Genomic DNA, 18,575 nt, shown 5'->3' with positions numbered 1-18,575 from the left:
TCACCCGAGAGACTCTCTCAGGCTTTCCTCCGGGCGCTTCCCTTCGGTTTTTCTTCTGTTCTTGCGTTTCCGACTCTATCAGATCTTTCCGGCTTGCCGTTTCGATCCGATTTCCTCGGTGCTTTCCGGCCTTTCGGCCTTCCGGCGGTGTCGACTCTATCAGATCCTTTCGGGCCTGATTCCCAGTCAACCGGGGGTGTCTTTCCGGCTGTTGGGCCGTTCCGACGAGTGAGACTTTAGCGGAATCCCGGCTCCCGACCTAATCGGGGGCGTCCTTTCGAACGCGGACTCCTCATTTCGCAAAAGCACATGAAAACGAGACGACGGCAGACTGCTCGTGGATACGAGAAGGCTGTGCGTTGATCGCTTGAATGTTTCCTGCGGAATGGCCGCCCGGGGACCGACCAGTGATCGGCGCTCACGTCGGGCAACTCGGAGCACACTACGTCCCGGCTCCTGGGGTGTCAACCTCCGGCCTCGGAGCGCTACGGTGGGGCCGTGACTACGCATGCGCGCACCCAACAGTGGTGGGCCGCCTGACGGCGGCCGGTCCCACGCATGCACTCGACGGCCGCCGCTTCGGCGGCCGTTCGCGTATCTCCCTCCGGAGGTCCTGAACCCGGTCGCCGGGTCGGCGGCCACGTTCCGGAAGTGGAGAGAGAGATGACGCGGATCTTCAGCGGGGTCAAGCCGACCGGGCACCTGACGCTCGGGAACTACCTGGGAGCCGTCCGGGGCTGGGCCGAGGTCGACCAGTACCGGGCGGACCCGGTGTTCTGCGTCGTCGACCTGCACGCCCTGACCGTGGACCACGATCCGGCACGGGTGCGCAGGCTCAGCAGGCAGGCGGCGACGCTGCTCCTCGCGTCGGGGATCGACCCCGAGCGGAGCGTCCTGTTCGTACAGAGCCACGTCGACGAGCACGCGCGGCTCTCGTACCTGCTCGAGTGCGTCGCCTCGGACGGGGAGATGCGCCGGATGGTGCAGTACAAGGAGAAGGCCCCGATCGAACAGGCGCGGGGCGGGAGCGTGCGCCTGTCGCTGCTCACGTACCCGGTGCTGATGGCGGCGGACATCCTGGCGTACGGCGCCGACGAGGTGCCGGTCGGGGACGACCAGACCCAGCACGTCGAGCTGACGCGGGACCTCGCGGCGCGGTTCAACCAGCGGTACGGGCAGACGTTCACCGTGCCGCGGGCCACCCGGCCCGAGGTGGCGGCGCGCGTCATGGACCTACAGGACCCGATGTCGAAGATGGGGAAGTCCCACGAGTCGGGGGCGGGGATCGTCTACCTCCTCGACGAGCCCGACGTGGTGCGGAAGAAGATCATGCGCGCCGTGACGGACAGCGGGAGCGAGGTCGTGTACGACCGCGGGACCCGGCCCGGGGTCTCGAACCTGCTGGAGATCCTCGCGGCCTGTGCAGGCGGGAATCCCGAGGAGCTGAGCGGAGCGTACGAGTCGTACGGAGCGTTGAAGAAGGACACCGCCGACGCCGTGGTGGAGCTGCTGCGGCCCGTGCGGGAGCGGCACGGGGAACTGGCGCGGGATTCCGCTCACGTCGAGGGGGTGTTGCGGGCGGGAGCGGAACGGGCTCGGGAGATGTCCAGGCCGACGGTCGATGCCGCCTATCGGGCGATCGGGCTGCTGCCCCCCGCGCCCGCGCCGGCCGAGGAGGTGCCGGTGAACATGGCGCGGTAGGCGCGCGGGCTGGTGGCTAGGCGCGAGGCGAAGTGCTGGCGCATCGTGATCTCGCTGCCGAAGCCCGCGCGGCGGGCCACTTCGGGCATGGGCAGGTCGGTGCGTTCGAGGAGCTTCTGCGCGGCGGCGACGCGCTGGTCGAGGAGCCAGCGCAGGGGTGTGGTGCCGGTCGCCGCGGTGAAGTGCCGGGCGAACGAGCGCGCCGACATGCCCGCCCGGGTGGCCAGGTCGGAGACGGCGAGCGGTTCCTGGAGGTGCCGCAGTGCGTATTCGCGGACCTCGGCGAGGGCGTCGGCGTCGCGGTCGGCCCGGGGCGTGGGGTGCTCGATGAACTGGGCCTGGCTGCCCGTGCGGAACGGCGCGGTGACCATCGAGCGGGCGATGGCCGCCGCCACCTCCGAGCCGTGGGCGGTACGGACCAGGTGCAGGCACAGGTCGATGCCCGCGGCGGTGCCCGCGGCCGTCCAGATGCCGTCGTCCTCGATGAAGAGGGCGTCGGGTACGACGGTGACCCGGGGGTGCCGGGTGCGCAGGAGGTCGACGAGGTTCCAGTGGGTGATGGCGCGGCGGCCGTCGAGCAGACCCGCCTGGGCCAGCGTGAAGGCGCCGCCGCAGAGCGCCGCGACGGTGATGCCGCGGGCGTGGGCGCGGCGCAGCGCGGCGAGGAACGGCTGGGGCGCGGGCGTCACGTGGTCGTCGAGTCCCGGCACGACGAGCAGGTCGGTGCCGGACAGCCGGTCCAGCCAGACGAGGTCACGGTCGGGGGTGAGGGAGAGGCCGCCGCGCATCGGGACGGGTCCGGGGTCCGCGGCCACACGGCGCAGATCGAAGGAAGGCACCCCGCGATCCGTGCGGTCGGTGCCCCACACCTCGGTGATCACCGAGACGTCGAAGGCGCGGATGCCCGGGAAGGCGAGCACGGCGATGCGCTGCGGTGGTCGAGCGATCTCCGGTGCGGGCACGGTGGCAGTAAACCATCGAATGGTGGCTTTTGTAGCTCTGGGGGGAGGAGATTCCCGGCGGGAGCATCGTGGGCATGGACAAGGCACTGAACATCGCGGAGAACGCGGCGCTGGTCGTCGTCGACGTGCAGAAGGGATTCGAGGAGGAGGGCCACTGGGGGCCGCGGAACAATCCCGGGGCCGACGAGAACATCGCCTCGCTGATCGACACCTGGCAGGCGACGGGGCGGCCGGTCGTCTTCGTGCGGCACGACTCGCCCAAGCCCGATTCGCCGCTGCGGCCGGGGCATGCGGGCAACGACTTCAAGGAGTACGTGGAGGAGCGGCGCGGGAAGGGGGGTAGTGGCGGTGGTGAGCTGCTGGTCACCAAGAGCGTGAACTCCGCCTTCTACGGGACGCCCGATCTGGACGCGTGGCTGAGGGCTGCGGGGATCTCGCAGATTGTGGTGGCCGGGATCCAGACCAACATGTGTGCGGAGACCACTGCGCGGATGGGTGGGAACCTCGGGTACGAGGTGGTGTTCGCGTACGACGCGACGTACACCTTCGACCTGGTGGGGCCGTTCGGGTGGCGGCTCCTGGCGGAGGAGGTGGCGCGGGGTACGGCGGTTTCCCTGCACGGGGGTGGGTTCGCTCGGGTGGTGCTCACCGGGGAGGTGGTGGGGGCTGCCCGGTAGGCCTCGCGGGGCGCCCCAGGCCCGCCCCTTCACCGTAACCAGGGGCGCTGCGCCCCCTGGACCCCAGCCTTATCGGCGCTTCGCGCCTCGTCCTCAAACGCCGGACGGGCTGGATCTGTGCGCTCGGGTCGGGGGCAAGTGGGGGGTCAGGCGGTGTTGCCGGAGGCCAGTTCTCGGCTGCGGTCCCTGGCTGCTTCCAGGGCTGCGATCAGGGCCGCCCGGACTCCGTGGTTCTCGAGTTCGCGGATCGCGTTGATCGTGGTGCCCGCGGGGGACGTGACGTTCTCGCGGAGCTTGACGGGGTGTTCGCCGCTGTCGCGGAGCATCACCGCGGCGCCGATGGCCGCCTGGACGATGAGGTCGTGGGCCTTGTCGCGCGGGAGGCCGAGGAGGATGCCGGCGTCGGTCATGGCCTCGACGAGGAAGTAGAAGTACGCGGGGCCCGACCCGGACAGGGCCGTGCAGGCGTCCTGCTGGGTCTCCGGCACCCGCAGGGTCTTGCCGACGGCGCCGAAGATGGCCTCCGCGTGGGTCAGGTCCGCGGCGCTCGCGTGGCTGCCCGCGGAGATCACGGACATGCCCTCGTCGACGAGTACGGGGGTGTTCGGCATGACGCGGATGACCGGGGTGTCCTCGTGCAGGCGCTCCTCGATGAAGGAGGTCGTGATGCCCGCGGCGGCGCTGACGAGGAGGGTGCCGGGGGTGACGTGCGGGGCGAGTTCGGCGAGGAGGGCCGCCATGTCCTGCGGCTTGCACGCCAGGATGAGGGTGTCGGCGCGCTTGGCCGCGTCGGCGTTGCTGAGGGCTTCCACGCCGTAGCGGGTGCTCAGTTCGTCGGCGCGCTCCTGGCGGCGGGCGGTCACGAACAGGTCCGCGGGCGCCCAACCGCTGCGGATCATGCCGCTGAGCAGGGCTTCGCCGATCTTTCCGGTACCGAGGACGGCGACCTTCTGGCTCGGTCGGGTCGGCCTGCCCGGCGTCTGCGGATCGCTCGGCGTGCTCGGCGTGCTCATGGACGGGCCTCCCGTGGGTGCGTCGGTCGGGGCCATCCTCGCATCGGGCGGGCGCGGGTCGGCGGGGTGTCCGGAGGGCGGACGGCACCGGGCGGGCGGCACCGGGGCGGGCGGTGCGGCGGCGGGTCAGGCCGTGCGGCGGCGGAGGGTGGCGGCGCCGAGGGCCAGGACCAGGAGGGCGCAGCCCGCCACGATCACGGCGTCGCGGACGAAGTCACCGGTGAGGTCGGGGTGGCGCAGGACTTCGGTCATGCCGTCGACCGCGTACGACATGGGCAGCACGTTCGAGACCGCTTCCAGGACGGGCTGCATCCGGTCGCGCGGCGTGAACAGGCCGCAGAGGAGCAGCTGCGGGAAGATCACCGCCGGCATGAACTGGACCGCCTGGAACTCCGACGACGCGAAGGCGGAGACGAACAGGCCGAGCGCCGTGCCGAGCAAGGCGTCCAGGAGGGCGACGAGAAGCAGGAGCCAGGCCGAGCCCGTGACGTCCAGGCCGAGGGCCCACAGGGACAGGCCGGTGGCGAGCGCCGACTGGACGACGGCAAGGGCACCGAAGGCGAGTGCGTAGCCCGCGATGAGGTCGCCCTTGCCCAGGGGCATCGCGAGGAGGCGTTCCAGGGTGCCGGAGGTGCGCTCGCGCAGGGTGGCGATCGAGGTCACGAGGAACATCGTGACCAGCGGGAAGATGCCGAGGAGCGAGGCGCCGATGGTGTCGAAGGTGCGCGGGCTGCCGTCGAAGACGTAGCGCAGGAGCAGCAGCATCACGCACGGGACCAGGAGCATCAGGGCGATGGAGCGGGGGTCGTGGCGGAGTTGGCGCAGGACCCGGGCCGCGGTGGCGAGGGTGCGGTGCAGGTTCATATCGGTGCTCCGTAGAGGTGAGGTGGAGTGGGGTGAGGTGAGGTGGAGTGGGGTGAGGTGAGGTGAGGTGGGGTGCGGACCGGGCGTGGTGGTCGGTCCGGTGGGCGTCAGCTCGCGGCGGCCTCGTCCACCAGGCGGAGGAACGCGGCCTCGACGGTCTCCGTGCCGGTGCGGGCGCGCAGGGCGTCGGGGGTGCCGTCGGCGAGGATCTCGCCCTCGCGCATCAGGAGCAGCCGGTGGCAGCGTTCCGCCTCGTCCATGACGTGCGAGGACACGAGGATCGTGGTGCCGCGGTCGGCCGCGATGGTGTGGAAGAGGTCCCAGAGGTCCCGGCGGAGCACCGGGTCGAGGCCGACGGTGGGTTCGTCGAGGACGAGGAGTTCGGGGGCGCCGAGGAGGGCGACCGCGAGGGAGACGCGGTTGCGCTGGCCGCCGGAGAGGTTTCCCGCGAGCGCGTCGGCGTGCGCGGTGAGGTCCACGTCGGCGATGGCGCGCGTGATGTTCTCGTGGCGGCGGGCGGCCGCGGGGCCGCGGCCGGGGGCGAGTACGGCGGCGAAGTACTCCAGGTTCTGCCGGACCGTGAGGTCGTCGTAGACGGACGGGTCCTGGGTGACGTACCCGATGCGGGAGCGGAGCCCGGGGGTGCCCGCCGGGTGGTCGAGGACGTCCAGGGTTCCTGTGACCTGCGCCTGGGTGCCGACGACGGCCCGCATCAGCGTGGACTTCCCGCAGCCCGACGGGCCGAGCAGGCCGGTGATCCGGCCGCGCTCCACGGTGAAGCCGAGGTCGCGCAGGACGGTGCGCCGCCCGCGCACGGCCCGGAGGGATTCCGCCCTGATGGCGGCCGGGGCGGTCTGCATGGCCTGGGTGGTTTGGTCGGTCCGGGCGGTGCCGGATGCGCCGGCCGAGGCCGGGCCTGGGCCGGATGCCGAAATATTCATCATGTGATGATTATGCGTCCCGGACCGGGCCCCCCGTCAAGGCCCGGCACGCCTTCGGGCATGCCGAAGCACCGCCGACGCGGAGGGGTGCGTGGCGGTGCGGGATGTTCCGTACGGGGGCGCGTACCGGGAGAGGGGCCGGCCTGGAGAGGCGGCGGGGCCGGGGCCCGGGCCGCGCGGCCGCTACTTGCGGCGCTTGCGCTTAGACGGGTGGCCCGGGCGGCGAGCGGTCCGCTTCTCGTACCGCACGCGCTCCGTCTCGTACTCCTCCCGGTGCAGCTTCTCGCCGGGAGCCTCCTTCAGGGAGCGGAAGAAGTACGCGAGCAGGGAGCCGATGAAGCCGATCGTCATCAGGCTGCGCATCTGGGCCGCCGACTGCGGGTCGTGGCGCTTGCCGAACCCCTCCCACGTGCGCCGGAACGCGATGGCGCTACAGATCGCGAACATGATCACGACGAGCAGGTTCACGAACGCCCCCACGTCCGCGATCTCCAGGCCCTGGTAGGCGAAGCGCAGCACGAGGCAGCCCGCGGCCGCCGCGGCGAGCGCGCCGGCCGCGACGCCGACGCGCCGCAGGCCGTAGCGGTCCGTGTGGTCGACCCAGGACGTACCGAAGAAGCGGAGGGGCTCGGGCCGCGGGCCCGGCGGGGTGCCGCCCGCGGCTGCCGCCCCGGAGGTGCGCGGCGCCCCGGGGGTGTGCGCACCCTCCGCGGCGCTCGCGACCTCCGGCTCGGAAGGCTTCGGGGGCTTCGCGGCTTCGGCAGGCCTTGCGGGCTTCGCGGTGGGGGATTCTTCGCTCACGTCGTCGATTATCGCCCCGCCCGCGCCGCAGGCCGCGTACGCGGTGGGGTGGGCGGACGCGGCGCCGGGTGCCGTGCGCCCCGGGAGAGCGCGCGCGGTCGTGCGCGAAAGCCGCCGCGCCGTATTCGTCCCCCGCCTTGCCCTGCGTCCGTACCCGGCCGCTAGTTTGTGCGGACCAGCAGTTTGCAGTCAGCACAAGGACGACCGGGACGGGGAGGTCGAGAATGTCGCTCCGCTCAGGTGATCCTGAGGAGATCGGTGGCTACCCGGTCGAGGCCCGCCTCGGCTCCGGCGGCATGGGCACCGTCTTCCTCGGCCGTACGGCGTCGGGCCGACCGGTCGCGATCAAGCTGATCCACCAGCAGTTCACGGACGACGAGGAGTTCCGCACCCGCTTCCGGCAGGAGGTCGCCGCGGCGCGCCGGGTCAGCGGCGCGTTCACGGCCGCCGTCGTCGACGCCGACCCCGAGGCGACGCACCCGTGGATGGCCACCGCGTACATAGAGGGTCCGACGCTCGCGCAGCGCATCTCGCAGCGCGGGCCGATCGGCGGCGCCGAACTGCGCTCGCTCGCCATCGGGCTCGCGGAGGCACTGCGCGACATCCACCGGGCCGACGTCGTGCACCGTGACCTGAAGCCGTCCAACGTGGTGCTGTCCCCGGAGGGGCCCCGCGTCATCGACTTCGGCATCTCCCGCGCCGCCGACCAACAGACGCTGACGATGACCGGGCGCGTGATCGGCACGCCGCCGTTCATGTCGCCGGAGCAGTTGCAGAACCCGCGCGGCGTCGGCCCCTCGTCGGACGTCTTCTCGTTCGCGACGCTCCTTGTGTACGCGTCGACCGGGCAGGGCCCCTTCGACGCGGACTCCCCGTACATGACCGCGTACCAGGTCGTGCACGAGGCGCCCGCGCTCGGTGACGTGCCGCCCGCGCTGCGGTCGGCCGTCGAGCCCTGCCTCGCCAAGGACCCGGCGGCGCGGCCCTCCGTCGACCAGCTCCTGGTGCTGCTGCGGGACCTGCCCGCCGAGCTGGCGGTCGCCACGGGCGGCTGCCGCACCCGGGACACCGAGACCGAGGTCGGCAGGGACACCGGCGCCACCCCCGCTCCCGCTCCCCGGACCGCCGCTCGCCCGGCCTCCCGGACCGCCCGCCGCCGGCGCTCCGTGCTCGCCGCGGCCGTCGCCGTCGCCGTCATCGGTGCGGGCCTCGCCGTCCTGAGCCGGGCCGCCAACGAGGACACGGACCAGAACCCCGACAGCAGGGGGCGCACGGTCGCCGCGAGCAGCCGCGCCCTGCCGGACGGGTTCCGGCCGTGGCAGCAGAACGTACCGGCGGGCGGTGCGAAGATCCCCGACGAGGTGCGCTGCTTCCCGTACGGCGACTCGGCGTACTGCGGCGGTGGCGGCATGGTCGCCACCCGCGTCCGGATCGCCGACGGCGAACGGCTGTGGGAGGTGGGCGGCCCCGGCGTCCCGGTCCAGGACACGTACATCGCCGGGCTCGCGGGCACGGGAGCGCAAGCGGCCACCGGCACGGGCTCGGGGACGGCAGCGGGCGCGGGCACGGGCGGTGCGAACCCCGGGTCCGGCGACAGGTCCGGCGCCGGGTCCGGAACCGGGAAGGCCTCCGCGTCCGGCAAGGCCGCCCCCGTCGTCATCGCCTACCGCTTCGCAGCCGAGGGCGGCGGCCAGGACGAGGTCGTCGCCCTGGACTCCGCGCGCGGCAAGCAGCTGTGGTCCGCGCCGTTCAGCGCCCAGTCCTCCGCCGTCGCCGGGCAGGGCGCCCCCGACGCGGCCATGGTCGGCTCGGCCGTCCTGACGGCGGACGCGGGCGGCACCCACATCCAGGCCCACGACGTCCGCTCGGGGCGGACGCTGTGGACGTACCCGTTCCCGGCGGGCAGCCAGTGCGCGCCGCTCGGCGCGGGCGCCCGCGCCTACCTGATGTGCGTACCGAAGTCGCAGATCGCGACCGGCGGACCGCAGCGGGCCACGGTGCGCGGCGTCGACGTGGCCTCGGGCGAGCCCGGCCGGTCCTTCACCCTGGACGGTCCGGTGGCGCCCCTCGGCGTGCAGGGCGGGCGGCTCGTCCTGGTGCGGCAGCACGCGGACAGGCTCGACGCCGTCGAGTACGCGGCGGTGCTCCACCTGGACGTGGCGCACGGCAAGGTGACGTCGGCGCGCCTCGGCAAGCGGTACGGCGGCACGGCCCAGCTCATCGACGGCACCGTGTACTTCACCGAGCACAGCGGCCGGGTCAGCGCGGTCGCCGCCGCCACCGGCAGGCTCAAGTGGGCCCGGCACACGGGTGTGGAGGGCACGTCGGGTCCGGCCGCCGGTCCCGGCGCGCTCTACTTCGCGTCGAGCGGCGGGCGGGTCGCCGCGCTGTCACCGCGCGACGGGCGCCGGCAGTGGACCACCGACCCCAAGGTCGACGGCATCGGCTGGACGGCGACGAGCCCGCGGGTGGCGTTCGCCGGGCGGGTGGCGCTCGTGTCCGGCTCGGGCAACCTGCTGTACGCCTTCGACACGGCGAAACCGCCGAAGTCCGAGTGAACCGGACGTCCGGCGGCTTCGTACAGACCCTGGAACCCGAGGCGCCGGCGCCTCAGCAGCGCGGGGCCACGTACCCGTTGCTGCCCGTGCGCACGTACGTGTCCGACACATAGCGGCCGTTGCCGATCCGGTCCCATATCTTCGACGTGCCGGTCGGGCCGGTGACCGTCTCGCCGGGTCGCTGGCAGCTGATGGAGACACGGGAGCCGGCCTTCACGCGGCCGACCTTCTCGTACGAAGTGCCGGGGCCCGAGCGGACGTTGGCGTCCGCGGCGACGGCGTAGGTGCGGGCGGCGGCCTGCTCGGCCACCGCCTCCGCCTCGGCCCCCACGACGGCTTCCGCCTCGGTGACCGCTTCCGCCTCCGCGACCACCTCGGCCTCGGTGGCCAGTCCGGCCTCGGTGACCAGTCCGGCCTGGGTGACCAGTCCGGCCTGGGTGGCCACTGCGGCCTCGGTGGTCACTCCGGTCTCGGTGGCCACTCCGGCCTCACCCGTCCCAGCGGTGACCGTCAGTTCCTCACTGCTCATCCTGCTACCTCGTTTCCCCCGTGAAAACCGGCGGCGCGGGCCGCCCGTGGCGTGTTCTCCCCACCCTAGACGCGCCCGCGCACCGAGCCAGTTGCAGGACAAAGCAGGACAGTCTCCGTGCGGCTCAGCCCAGCTTCGACACGTCCCGCACCGCGCCCCTGTCCGCGCTGGTCGCCATCGCCGCGTACGCCCGCAGGGCCGCGGAGACCTTGCGCTCGCGGGACGTGGGGGCGTACACGCCGCCCAGGGCCTCGCGGCGGCGGGACAGCTCGGCGTCGTCGACCAGGAGGTCGATCGAGCGGTTCGGGATGTCGATGCGGATGCGGTCGCCGTCCTCGACGAGGGCGATCGTGCCGCCGGACGCGGCCTCCGGGGACGCGTGGCCGATGGACAGGCCCGACGTACCGCCGGAGAAGCGGCCGTCGGTGACGAGCGCGCAGGCCTTGCCGAGGCCGCGGCCCTTCAGGAACGAGGTGGGGTAGAGCATCTCCTGCATGCCGGGGCCGCCCCTGGGTCCCTCGTAGCGGATGACGACCACGTCGCCCGCCACGACCTGCTTGTTCAGGATCTTCTCGACGGCCTCCTCCTGCGACTCGCAGACGACCGCCGGGCCCTCGAAGGTCCAGATCGACTCGTCGACGCCCGCCGTCTTCACGACGCACCCGTCGACCGCCAGATTGCCCTTCAGTACGCCGAGCCCGCCGTCCTTGGAGTACGCGTGCGCGACGTCGCGGATGCAGCCGCCCGCCGCGTCCGTGTCGAGGGTGTCCCAGCGCTCGGACTGCGAGAAGGCCTCGGCGGAGCGGCGGCAGCCGGGGGCCGCGTGCCACAGCTCGACGGCCTCGCCGGTGGCCGAGCCGCTGCGGATGTCCCACGCGTCGAGCCACTCCTTGACGGACGGGGAGTGGACGGTGTGCACGTCCTCGTTGAGGAGCCCGCCGCGGTACAGCTCGCCGAGGATCGCGGGGATGCCGCCGGCGCGGTGCACGTCCTCCATGTAGTACGTCGTGGTCGGCGCGACGTTGGGCGCGACCTTCGCCAGGCAGGGGACGCGGCGCGAGACGGCGTCGATGTCGTTCAGGTCGTACCCGGCCCCGGCCTCCTCGGCCGCGGCGAGCAGGTGCAGGATCGTGTTCGTGGAGCCGCCCATGGCGATGTCCAGGGCCATGGCGTTCTCGAAGGCGGCGTGGGTGGCGATGTTGCGCGGCAGGACGGAGTCGTCGTCCTCCTCGTAGTACCGCTTGGTCAGCTCGACCACCGTGGCGCCCGCGCGCTCGTACAGGGCCCTGCGGGCCGTGTGCGTGGCGAGGACCGAGCCGTTGCCCGGCAGGGAGAGGCCGATGGCCTCCGTCAGGCAGTTCATGGAGTTGGCCGTGAACATGCCGGAACAGGAGCCGCAGGTCGGGCAGGCGTTCTCCTCGATGCGCAGGACGTCCTCGTCCGAGACGTTCTCGTTCGACGCGTCGACCATCGCGTCGATCAGGTCGAGCTTGCGGACCGTGCCGTCGACGAGCGTGGTCTTGCCCGCCTCCATGGGGCCGCCGGAGACGAAGACCGTCGGGATGTTCAGGCGCAGGGCCGCCATCAGCATGCCGGGCGTGATCTTGTCGCAGTTGGAGATGCAGATCAGGGCGTCCGCGCAGTGCGCCTCCACCATGTACTCGACGGAGTCCGCGATCAGGTCGCGGGAGGGCAGCGAGTACAGCATGCCGCCGTGGCCCATGGCGATGCCGTCGTCCACGGCGATGGTGTTGAACTCGCGCGGGATGCCGCCCGCCTCCCGGACCGCCTCGCTGACGATGCGGCCCACGGGCGCGAGGTGCGTGTGGCCGGGCACGAACTCGGTGAAGGAGTTCGCCACGGCGATGACGGGCTTGCGGCCGATGTCCGCGCCCGGTACCCCGGAGGCCCGCATAAGGGCGCGCGCGCCCGCCATGTTGCGGCCGTGGGTGACTGTGCGGGACCTCAGCTCGGGCATCGTCGCTCGCTCCTCAAGGGTCATGCTGCGCGGCGTGGTCGGGGCAGGTGTGACTACGTCGAGCGTACGCCGGTGATCCAAGATCCGGACAGGGTGTCCGGATGACGGGACGGCCGTCTCACTCGGTTCGTCCCGTGGGCGGTCCTGGTCGGGGGCCGTGGTCGGCGGGTGCCGTCGAGGGTCCCGTCGGGGGTCCTCTGGGGGGTCCTCTCGGGGGTCCTGCCAGCGGTTCCGGTCACCCGGTCCTGGCCGGTGGGTCCGGTAGCTGCTCCGGCCAATGGTTCCGGTCAGTGGTTCCGGTCAGCTGTTCCGGTCGGCGGTGAGATGTCCCTGTACGACGGGTGCCACGCGAGTCACGATCTGCTCCAGGTCCACCGAGGCCAGAGGCTCGACCTTGATCACGTACCGCAGCATCGCCGTGCCGACCAGCTGCGCCGCGGCCAGCTCGGCGCGCAGCTCGGCGTCCGGCAGGTCCAGGCCGCGGGCGATGCGGGCGAGCACCTGACCGGCGACGAGGTCGCGGAAGACCGCGGCCGCCGTCTCGTTGTTGACCGCGGACCGCACGATCGCCAGGAGCGGCGCGCGGGTCTCCGGGTTCTCCCAGACGCCGAGGATGAAGCGGGCGAGGCGCTCCCCCAGCTCTTCGGGCGGCCCGTCCTCCACGGCCCCCGGCGTCTGGAACGCGGGCGCGAAGGCGACCTCCACGGCCGCTGCGAAGACCTGTTCCTTCGTACCGAAGTAGTGGTGCACGAGGGCCGAGTCCACGCCCGCCGCCTTGGCGATGGACCGCACGGACGCCTTCTCGTACCCGCGCTCGGAGAACTGCGCCCGGGCCGCGTCCAGGATCACCTCGCGGGTGGCGGGGCCCTGTGCCGACTGCGTACGGGTGGGGCGTCCCCGGCGGCGCGGGGCGGGGCTCTCCGTCACCGGCGGGGCACCTTCACCGCCGACGCCAGGTGCAGCCGTGTGAAGGCCAGCGCCTCGGCGAGGTCGGCCTCGCGCTCGGCGCCGGACATCGCACGCCGGGTGTTCACCTCGACCACGACATGACCGTCGAAGCCGCTCCTCGCGAGGCGTTCCAGGAGTTCGGCGCAGGGCTGGGTGCCGCGTCCCGGCACCAGGTGCTCGTCCTTCGCCGAGCCCTTGCCGTCGGCGAGGTGGACGTGGCCGAGGCGGTCGCCCATGAGGTCGACCATGTGCAGGGCGTCGGTGCGCGAGGTCGCCGTGTGCGAGAGGTCGATGGTGAAGTGGCGGTAGTCGTCCTTGGTGACGTCCCAGTCGGGGGCGTACGCGAGCATCTCGCGGTCGCGGTAGCGCCAGGGGTACATGTTCTCCACGGCGAACCGCACGTCCGTCTCGTCGGCCATCCGCCAGATGCCCTCGACGAACTCACGGGCGTAGTTGCGCTGCCAACGGAACGGCGGGTGCACGACGACGGTGGACGCGCCCAGCTTCTCGGCGGCGGCCCTGGCCCGCTGCAACTTGACCCAGGGGTCGGTGGACCAGACCCGCTGGGTGATCAGCAGGCAGGGCGCGTGCACGGCGAGGACGGGGATCCGGTGGTAGTCGCTGAGGCGGCGCAGGGCTTCGACGTCCTGGCTGACGGGATCCGTCCACACCATCACCTCGACTCCGTCGTAGCCGAGGCGCGCGGCTGTCTCGAAGGCCGTCGCCGTCGACTCCGGGTACACGGAGGCCGTCGAGAGAGCGACCTTCGCATCCGGGATGCGCACGACTGGTTCCACCACGGGGACAGCGTACGGGGTGCCTCCGGCGGGCGGGGCGGGGCAGGGGGCCGCGGGCCGTCCGGGAGCTCGCGGGTGCCGGGTGCCTTGCCTCAGGTGACCTGTGTCGACGCCTCAGGTGACCTGTGTGGACGCCTCAGGTGACCTGTGTCGACGGGAGGTGGTCGAGTCTGCGCAGGATCACGCCCTCGCGCAGCGCCCACGGGCAGATCTCGACCGACTCCACGCCGAAGAGGTCCATCGCGCCCTCGGCGACGAGCGCGCCCGCGAGCAGCTGGCCCGCCCGGCCGACGGAGACCCCGGGCAGTTCGGCGCGCTCCGCCGCGGTCATCGCGGCGAGCCGCGGCACCCACTCCTCCAGGGTCTTCCGCTTCAGTTCGCGCTGTACGTACAGGCCGTCGGCGGACCGCGCGGCACCGGCGAGCCGGGCCAACTGCTTGAACGTCTTCGACGTCGCGACGATGTGGTCGGGGCTGCCGAAGCGGCTGAACTCGCCCACCGTACGGGCGATCTGGGCGCGGACGTGGCGCCGCAGGGCCCGTACGGCGGCGGGGTCCGGCGGGTCCTCGGGCAGCCACGCGGCGGTGAGCCTGCCGGCGCCGAGCGGCAGGCTGACCGCGGCGTCCGGCTCCTCGTCGATGCCGTAGGCGATCTCCAGGGAGCCGCCGCCGATGTCGAGGACGAGCAGCTTGCCCGCGGACCAGCCGAACCAGCGCCGTACGGCGAGGAACGTCAGCCGGGCCTCCTCGGCGCCGCTGAGCACCTGGAGGTCGACGCCGGTCTCCTCGCGGACCCGGGCGAGCACCTCGTCGGCGTTGGTGGCCTCACGCACCGCGGAGGTGGCGAACGGCAGCAGGTCCTCGACGCCCTTGTCCTCGGCCGCTTGCAGCGCGTCGCGCACCGTGGCGACCAGCAGCTCCACGCCCGCCGGGCCGATGGCGCCCGCCTCGTCGATGAGTTGGGCGAGGCGCAGTTCGGCCTTGTGGGAGTGCGCGGGCAGGGGGCGGGCGCCGGGGTGGGCGTCCACCACCAGCAGATGCACCGTGTTCGAACCCACGTCGAGGACACCGAGTCTCATGTACGGAACGCTACTGCGCCGGGGAACGCCGGTGGCGTCCGGGCGGATGTTGCTGTTCTCCGGGGGGATGTCCGCCGTTCCCCGGGGGGATGTTCCCGTTCCCCGGGGAGGCGATGTTCGTGTTCCCCGGAAGGCGATGTTCGTGTTCCCCGGGGAGGGGGTCGCGCGCATACCCTGGAGATGTGCCAAAGACGAACAAGGCGAAGCCCGGCAAATCGAAGCCGTCGGAGTCAGTGGAGCCCTCGCAGCTCGCGAAGCCGTCCAAGCCCTCGAAGCTCGCGAAACCCTTGAAGCCCTCGAAGCTCGCGAAGCTGCCGAAGTCCTCCAAGGCGGAGAAGGACGTCGGGAAGAAGGTCCGTAAGGCCGACAAGGGGGTGAAGTCCGTCGTCGAGGTCGGCAAGGCTGCCGTGGTCCCGGACGAGCAGGGGCTCGACTTCGCCCGGGCCTGGGTGGAGTTTCCCGACCCGGCGGACGACGAGCAGGTCTTCCGCTGCGACCTGACGTGGCTCACCTCCCGCTGGAACTGCGTGTTCGGCAGCGGTTGCCAGGGCATCAAGGCGGGCCGTGCCGCCGACGGCTGCTGCACGCTGGGCGCGCACTTCTCCGACGAGGAGGACGAGCAGCGGGTCGCGGGGCATGTGGCGCGGCTCACGCCGGACATCTGGCAGTACCACGACGTCGGCACCAAGACCGGGTGGGTCTCGCAGGACGAGGACGGCGAACGGCAGACCCGTCCCTACAACGGGTCGTGCGTCTTCCAGAACCGGCCCGGCTTCGCGGGGGGCGCGGGCTGTTCGCTGCACATCCTGGCGCTGAGGGAGGGGCGGGAGCCCCTGGAGACCAAGCCCGACGTGTGCTGGCAGCTGCCGGTCCGGCGCACCTTCGACTGGATCGACCGGCCGGACGACACCCGGGTGCTTCAGGTGTCCATCGGTGAGTACGACCGCCGGGGGTGGGGGCCCGGGGGGCACGACCTGCACTGGTGGTGCACGTCGGCGACCTCGGCGCACGGGGCGGGGGATCCTGTGTACGTGTCGTACCGGCCCGAGCTGGTCGAGCTGATGGGCAAGCCGGGGTATGACCGGCTGGTCGAGCTTTGCGAGGAGCGGTTGGCTTCTCAGCTGCCGCTGGTTGCGGCGCATCCTGCGGATCCCCTCGTTTAGCTGGCCCCTGGGCCCGTTGCGTGGGGCGCCTTTTCGCCGCCGGGGGGTTCGCCGTTGGCGGGTGCCGGTTGGGTTTTGGTTGCGCGCGCCGTTCCCCGCGCCCCTTGCGGGGCGTGTGCGCTGCCCTGCGGGTGTCGGCTTGGCCCCGGCTGGGGCGCTTTTTCGCCGCCGAGGAGTTTGCCGTTGGCGGGTGCCGGTTGGTTCTTGGTTGCGCGCGCCGTTCCCCGCGCCCCTTAAGGGGCGCTTTGCCTGGCCGGTGGGTGTCGGCTTTGACCCGGTGTGGGGTTCCTTTTCGCCGCCGGGGAGTTCGCCGTTGGCGGGTCTCGGTTGGTTCCTGGTTGCGCGCGCCGTTCCTCGCGCCCCTTAAGGGGTGCTTTGTGTCTGTTTGTGGGGAATTTGGGGCTCGGGGTGCCTTCTCCAGATGCGACCGCTCGGGGGGCCTTGTGGGGTCAGTCTGTGGGGGGTGTGGGGGTTGGTGTGGGTGGGGTGGTGGGGGTTGGGGGTGGAGGGGTTGTGGGGGGTGGGGTTGTGGGGGTGGGGGGGTCGTTTGAGGGGGTTGGGGGTGGTGGGGTGGTGTTTGGGGGTTGAGGGGTGTGGGGGTGGGGTTGTGGGGGGCGGGGGGACTGGTGGTCGGGGCGGGGTGGTGGGGTGGGGCGGCCGTAGCCGTCCAGGGCGATGACTGCGCCGGTGGGGGCGATCGTGACGCGTGCGCTCCAGTGCCCGGGCGGCTCGCGGTCGTCGTCCACGTACACCCTGATCGTGACCGACCCACCGGGCGAGAGCGTTCCGGACGACTGGCTCAGGACGAGCCAGGAGGCACCGCTGCTCGCCGACCACCGGACCGGTGAACTCCCCGCCCCCGTCAGCGTGATCAGCGTCACGCCACCCTGCGACCTGGCCTGGACACCGATCCGCCCGGCTCCGGGCGCCGACCCCGCGGGCCCCCCGGGGCTGATGACCTCCACGGAGACACCCGGCCCCCCGCGGCCACCGCGGAAGCGGGGGTCGGAACCCGTACGGGCGTTGCCCGCGTTCTCGTAGTCCTCGCGGCCGCCCCCACCGCCGGGCCCGTCCTCCGCCTCGGTGACACCCGTCGCGCGACCGTCCCGCCCCTCACCCGTGAGGGGCGCACCCCGGTACGCCGCCCAGAGGGCGAGGACGGGAGCCGCCACGACCGTCGCGACGACCGTCGTCGTGACGGCCCGCGCACGCAGCCGCTCCCGGCGGGCCGCGTGGTCCTTCGGATCCATCGGGAAACCGCGGCGGTCGAACCGGGGACCACCACCGCGGGCCCTGCGAACCGTGCGCCGAGCGTGCGCCATGGCGTGGTGCAGGGCCGCGCGCGGTGCGGCGATCACGGGCAGCGCGGCCGGGGTGACCGCGGTGCCGGGCCACGCGCTGGATCCCGCGCTCTCGGCGGCGCTGCGGCAGCGGGGGCAGTCGTCGACGTGCCGCACCAGTTCGCGGCGCAGGGCCGTGCCGAGCAGGACCTGGTTGTCACCGGTGAGGCGCGCGACGATCGGGCAGGAGCCGGTCTCGACGACGGCGAGTGCCGCGCGGGTGCGCTCCACCTCGCAGGCCGCTGCGGCGAGCAGTTCGCGCGCCGCGGCGGGGTCGAGGCCGAGGACGGAGGCGACCTCCTTGGGCGTGAGCCGGTGCCGGACGGCGAGCTCCAGGGCCTCACGCTGCTCGGGCGTGGTCCCCGCGGCCTCCGGCCAGGCCAGCCGCGCCAGTTCACGCCGCCGGGCACGGGCGGTGTCGTCGAACGGCGCCGCCTCGCCACCGGAGGCGTCGTACCCGACGTTCCAATTGTTCCAGACGGCCCCGTCCCGGTCGTTCTGCCCGGAGGGCGCCGGGGGCAGCACGACCGGGCCCTGGGGTGCCGCGAAGGGGGCCCGCGGCATGCCGACCGGGCCCTGGGGGTGGTGCCCCGGCACGGCCAGCGGTGCGTGCGATGCGGCAGGGGCGGGGCGGTCCGGGGCCGCCGAGGCCAAAGGGGCGTCCGAAGCCGAAGGGGCCCCCGACACCGAAGGGACCCCCGATGCCGCCACAGGTACGGAAGCCTCCCCCCGGCCCCCGGGGTGCCCATGGCGCCCGCGCTGCTTCGCCTCGGCCAGGGTCCGCAGGCACATCCAGCGGGCGAGGGCGTACAGCCACGCGCGGGTCTCGCCGTCGGGGCGCGCACCGCGCCGCTCGGCCAGCGCCAGCACGTCACCGAGGGCGGCCGTCGCGGCGTCGTGGTCGCACAGCACCGACAGGCAGTACGTGAACAGGCCGTCCAGGAACGGCTCGTAGTACGCCACCTCGGGCGCCGCGAGCACCGGCGGCACCGGCGACTGCGCGACCGTGCGGGGCACCACCCGCCTGCGGGCGCCCTGACGCGCCCGGTGCGCGCCGGTGGTGTACGTGGGGGTCTCCGGACTGCTGCTCATCACCCGTGCGAAGGTAGGCGCATGATGCAGACCCGTTCTGCCCCCTTGAGCGCATTTAATCCTTACGGGTGAACAGATCCCTCAAAAGGGGACAGGAAGCCAGGATTGCCATTGCTCGTTCGAGAGGGCGGAG

Annotated in this window: 16 protein-coding genes; 5 read left to right on the top strand and 11 right to left on the bottom strand. The window is 72.7% G+C overall.

Annotation, left to right across the window (positions count from 1 at the left end):
* Together ACH4DX_RS33145 and trpS are read left to right on the top strand one after the other, a co-directional pair.
* On the top strand, positions 1–232 hold a 232-nt coding region (locus ACH4DX_RS33145), incomplete at its 5' end, for a hypothetical protein (RefSeq protein ID WP_398157789.1).
* Positions 233–663: 431 nt separating this feature from the next.
* Positions 664–1,701: a tryptophan--tRNA ligase gene (gene trpS / locus ACH4DX_RS33140; RefSeq protein WP_398157788.1), complete on the top strand. Its 1,038-nt coding sequence runs from the start codon at positions 664–666 to the stop codon at positions 1,699–1,701.
* Here trpS and ACH4DX_RS33135 read toward each other — a convergent pair.
* Entirely contained in the window at positions 1,629–2,663 is a 1,035-nt protein-coding gene (locus tag ACH4DX_RS33135) for a GlxA family transcriptional regulator (RefSeq protein WP_398157787.1), read from the bottom strand. The genes trpS and ACH4DX_RS33135 overlap by 73 nt on opposite strands.
* Positions 2,664–2,749: 86 nt before the next feature.
* Between ACH4DX_RS33135 and ACH4DX_RS33130 the strand changes: the two genes are divergently transcribed.
* Positions 2,750–3,340: a cysteine hydrolase family protein gene (locus ACH4DX_RS33130; RefSeq protein ID WP_398157795.1), complete on the top strand. Its 591-nt coding sequence runs from the start codon at positions 2,750–2,752 to the stop codon at positions 3,338–3,340.
* 146 nt (positions 3,341–3,486) lie between these two features.
* Here ACH4DX_RS33130 and proC read toward each other — a convergent pair whose 3' ends face one another.
* From proC to ACH4DX_RS33110, 4 genes are all read right to left on the bottom strand, one after another.
* Entirely contained in the window at positions 3,487–4,353 is an 867-nt protein-coding gene (gene proC, locus ACH4DX_RS33125) for a pyrroline-5-carboxylate reductase (RefSeq protein ID WP_398123537.1), read from the bottom strand.
* 126 nt (positions 4,354–4,479) lie between these two features.
* Positions 4,480–5,217, bottom strand: a complete 738-nt coding sequence (locus ACH4DX_RS33120; protein WP_398123538.1) for an ABC transporter permease — start codon at positions 5,215–5,217, stop codon at positions 4,480–4,482.
* Between the two features lie 107 nt (positions 5,218–5,324).
* Positions 5,325–6,161 carry an ABC transporter ATP-binding protein gene (locus ACH4DX_RS33115; RefSeq protein ID WP_398157786.1) on the bottom strand — a complete coding sequence of 279 codons (837 nt, stop codon included), beginning with the start codon at positions 6,159–6,161 and terminating at the stop codon, positions 5,325–5,327.
* Between the two features lie 180 nt (positions 6,162–6,341).
* Entirely contained in the window at positions 6,342–6,959 is a 618-nt protein-coding gene (locus ACH4DX_RS33110; protein WP_398157785.1) for an EamA/RhaT family transporter, read from the bottom strand.
* A 224-nt stretch (positions 6,960–7,183) separates the two neighbouring features.
* On the opposite strand from ACH4DX_RS33110, the gene ACH4DX_RS33105 reads away from it, so the two are divergent.
* Entirely contained in the window at positions 7,184–9,517 is a 2,334-nt protein-coding gene (locus ACH4DX_RS33105) for a protein kinase (protein WP_398157784.1), read from the top strand.
* A 52-nt stretch (positions 9,518–9,569) separates the two neighbouring features.
* Here the strand turns inward: ACH4DX_RS33105 and ACH4DX_RS33100 are convergent, their stop codons facing one another.
* The 5 genes from ACH4DX_RS33100 to ACH4DX_RS33080 all read right to left on the bottom strand — a co-directional run bounded on the left by ACH4DX_RS33100 (position 9,570) and on the right by ACH4DX_RS33080 (position 14,847).
* Positions 9,570–10,046 carry an SH3 domain-containing protein gene (locus ACH4DX_RS33100; protein WP_398157783.1) on the bottom strand — a complete coding sequence of 159 codons (477 nt, stop codon included), beginning with the start codon at positions 10,044–10,046 and terminating at the stop codon, positions 9,570–9,572.
* 124 nt (positions 10,047–10,170) lie between these two features.
* Positions 10,171–12,024 carry a dihydroxy-acid dehydratase gene (gene ilvD, locus ACH4DX_RS33095; protein ID WP_398123542.1) on the bottom strand — a complete coding sequence of 618 codons (1,854 nt, stop codon included), beginning with the start codon at positions 12,022–12,024 and terminating at the stop codon, positions 10,171–10,173.
* 300 nt (positions 12,025–12,324) lie between these two features.
* On the bottom strand, positions 12,325–12,951 hold the full coding sequence (locus ACH4DX_RS33090; protein WP_398157782.1) for a TetR family transcriptional regulator: 627 nt from the start codon (positions 12,949–12,951) through the stop codon (positions 12,325–12,327).
* On the bottom strand, positions 12,948–13,772 hold the full coding sequence (locus ACH4DX_RS33085; protein ID WP_398123544.1) for a sugar phosphate isomerase/epimerase family protein: 825 nt from the start codon (positions 13,770–13,772) through the stop codon (positions 12,948–12,950). Before ACH4DX_RS33085 ends, ACH4DX_RS33090 begins: the two co-directional genes overlap by 4 nt.
* A gap of 133 nt (positions 13,773–13,905) precedes the next feature.
* Positions 13,906–14,847, bottom strand: a complete 942-nt coding sequence (locus ACH4DX_RS33080; RefSeq protein ID WP_398123545.1) for a Ppx/GppA family phosphatase — start codon at positions 14,845–14,847, stop codon at positions 13,906–13,908.
* A 233-nt stretch (positions 14,848–15,080) separates the two neighbouring features.
* Between ACH4DX_RS33080 and ACH4DX_RS33075 the strand changes: the two genes are divergently transcribed.
* Positions 15,081–16,010, top strand: coding sequence for a hypothetical protein (locus tag ACH4DX_RS33075; protein WP_398157794.1), 930 nt, complete (start codon positions 15,081–15,083; stop codon positions 16,008–16,010).
* A gap of 449 nt (positions 16,011–16,459) precedes the next feature.
* Here the strand turns inward: ACH4DX_RS33075 and ACH4DX_RS33070 are convergent, their stop codons facing one another.
* Positions 16,460–18,442, bottom strand: coding sequence for a hypothetical protein (locus tag ACH4DX_RS33070; RefSeq protein ID WP_398157781.1), 1,983 nt, complete (start codon positions 18,440–18,442; stop codon positions 16,460–16,462).
* Between the last annotated feature and the right edge of the window lie 133 nt (positions 18,443–18,575).

It is taken from the genome of Streptomyces sp. NPDC017940 (assembly GCF_044328435.1).
In the GTDB taxonomy this organism is placed as follows: Bacteria; Actinomycetota; Actinomycetes; order Streptomycetales; family Streptomycetaceae; genus Streptomyces.
This window is presented reverse-complemented; position numbering and strand designations above follow the sequence as displayed.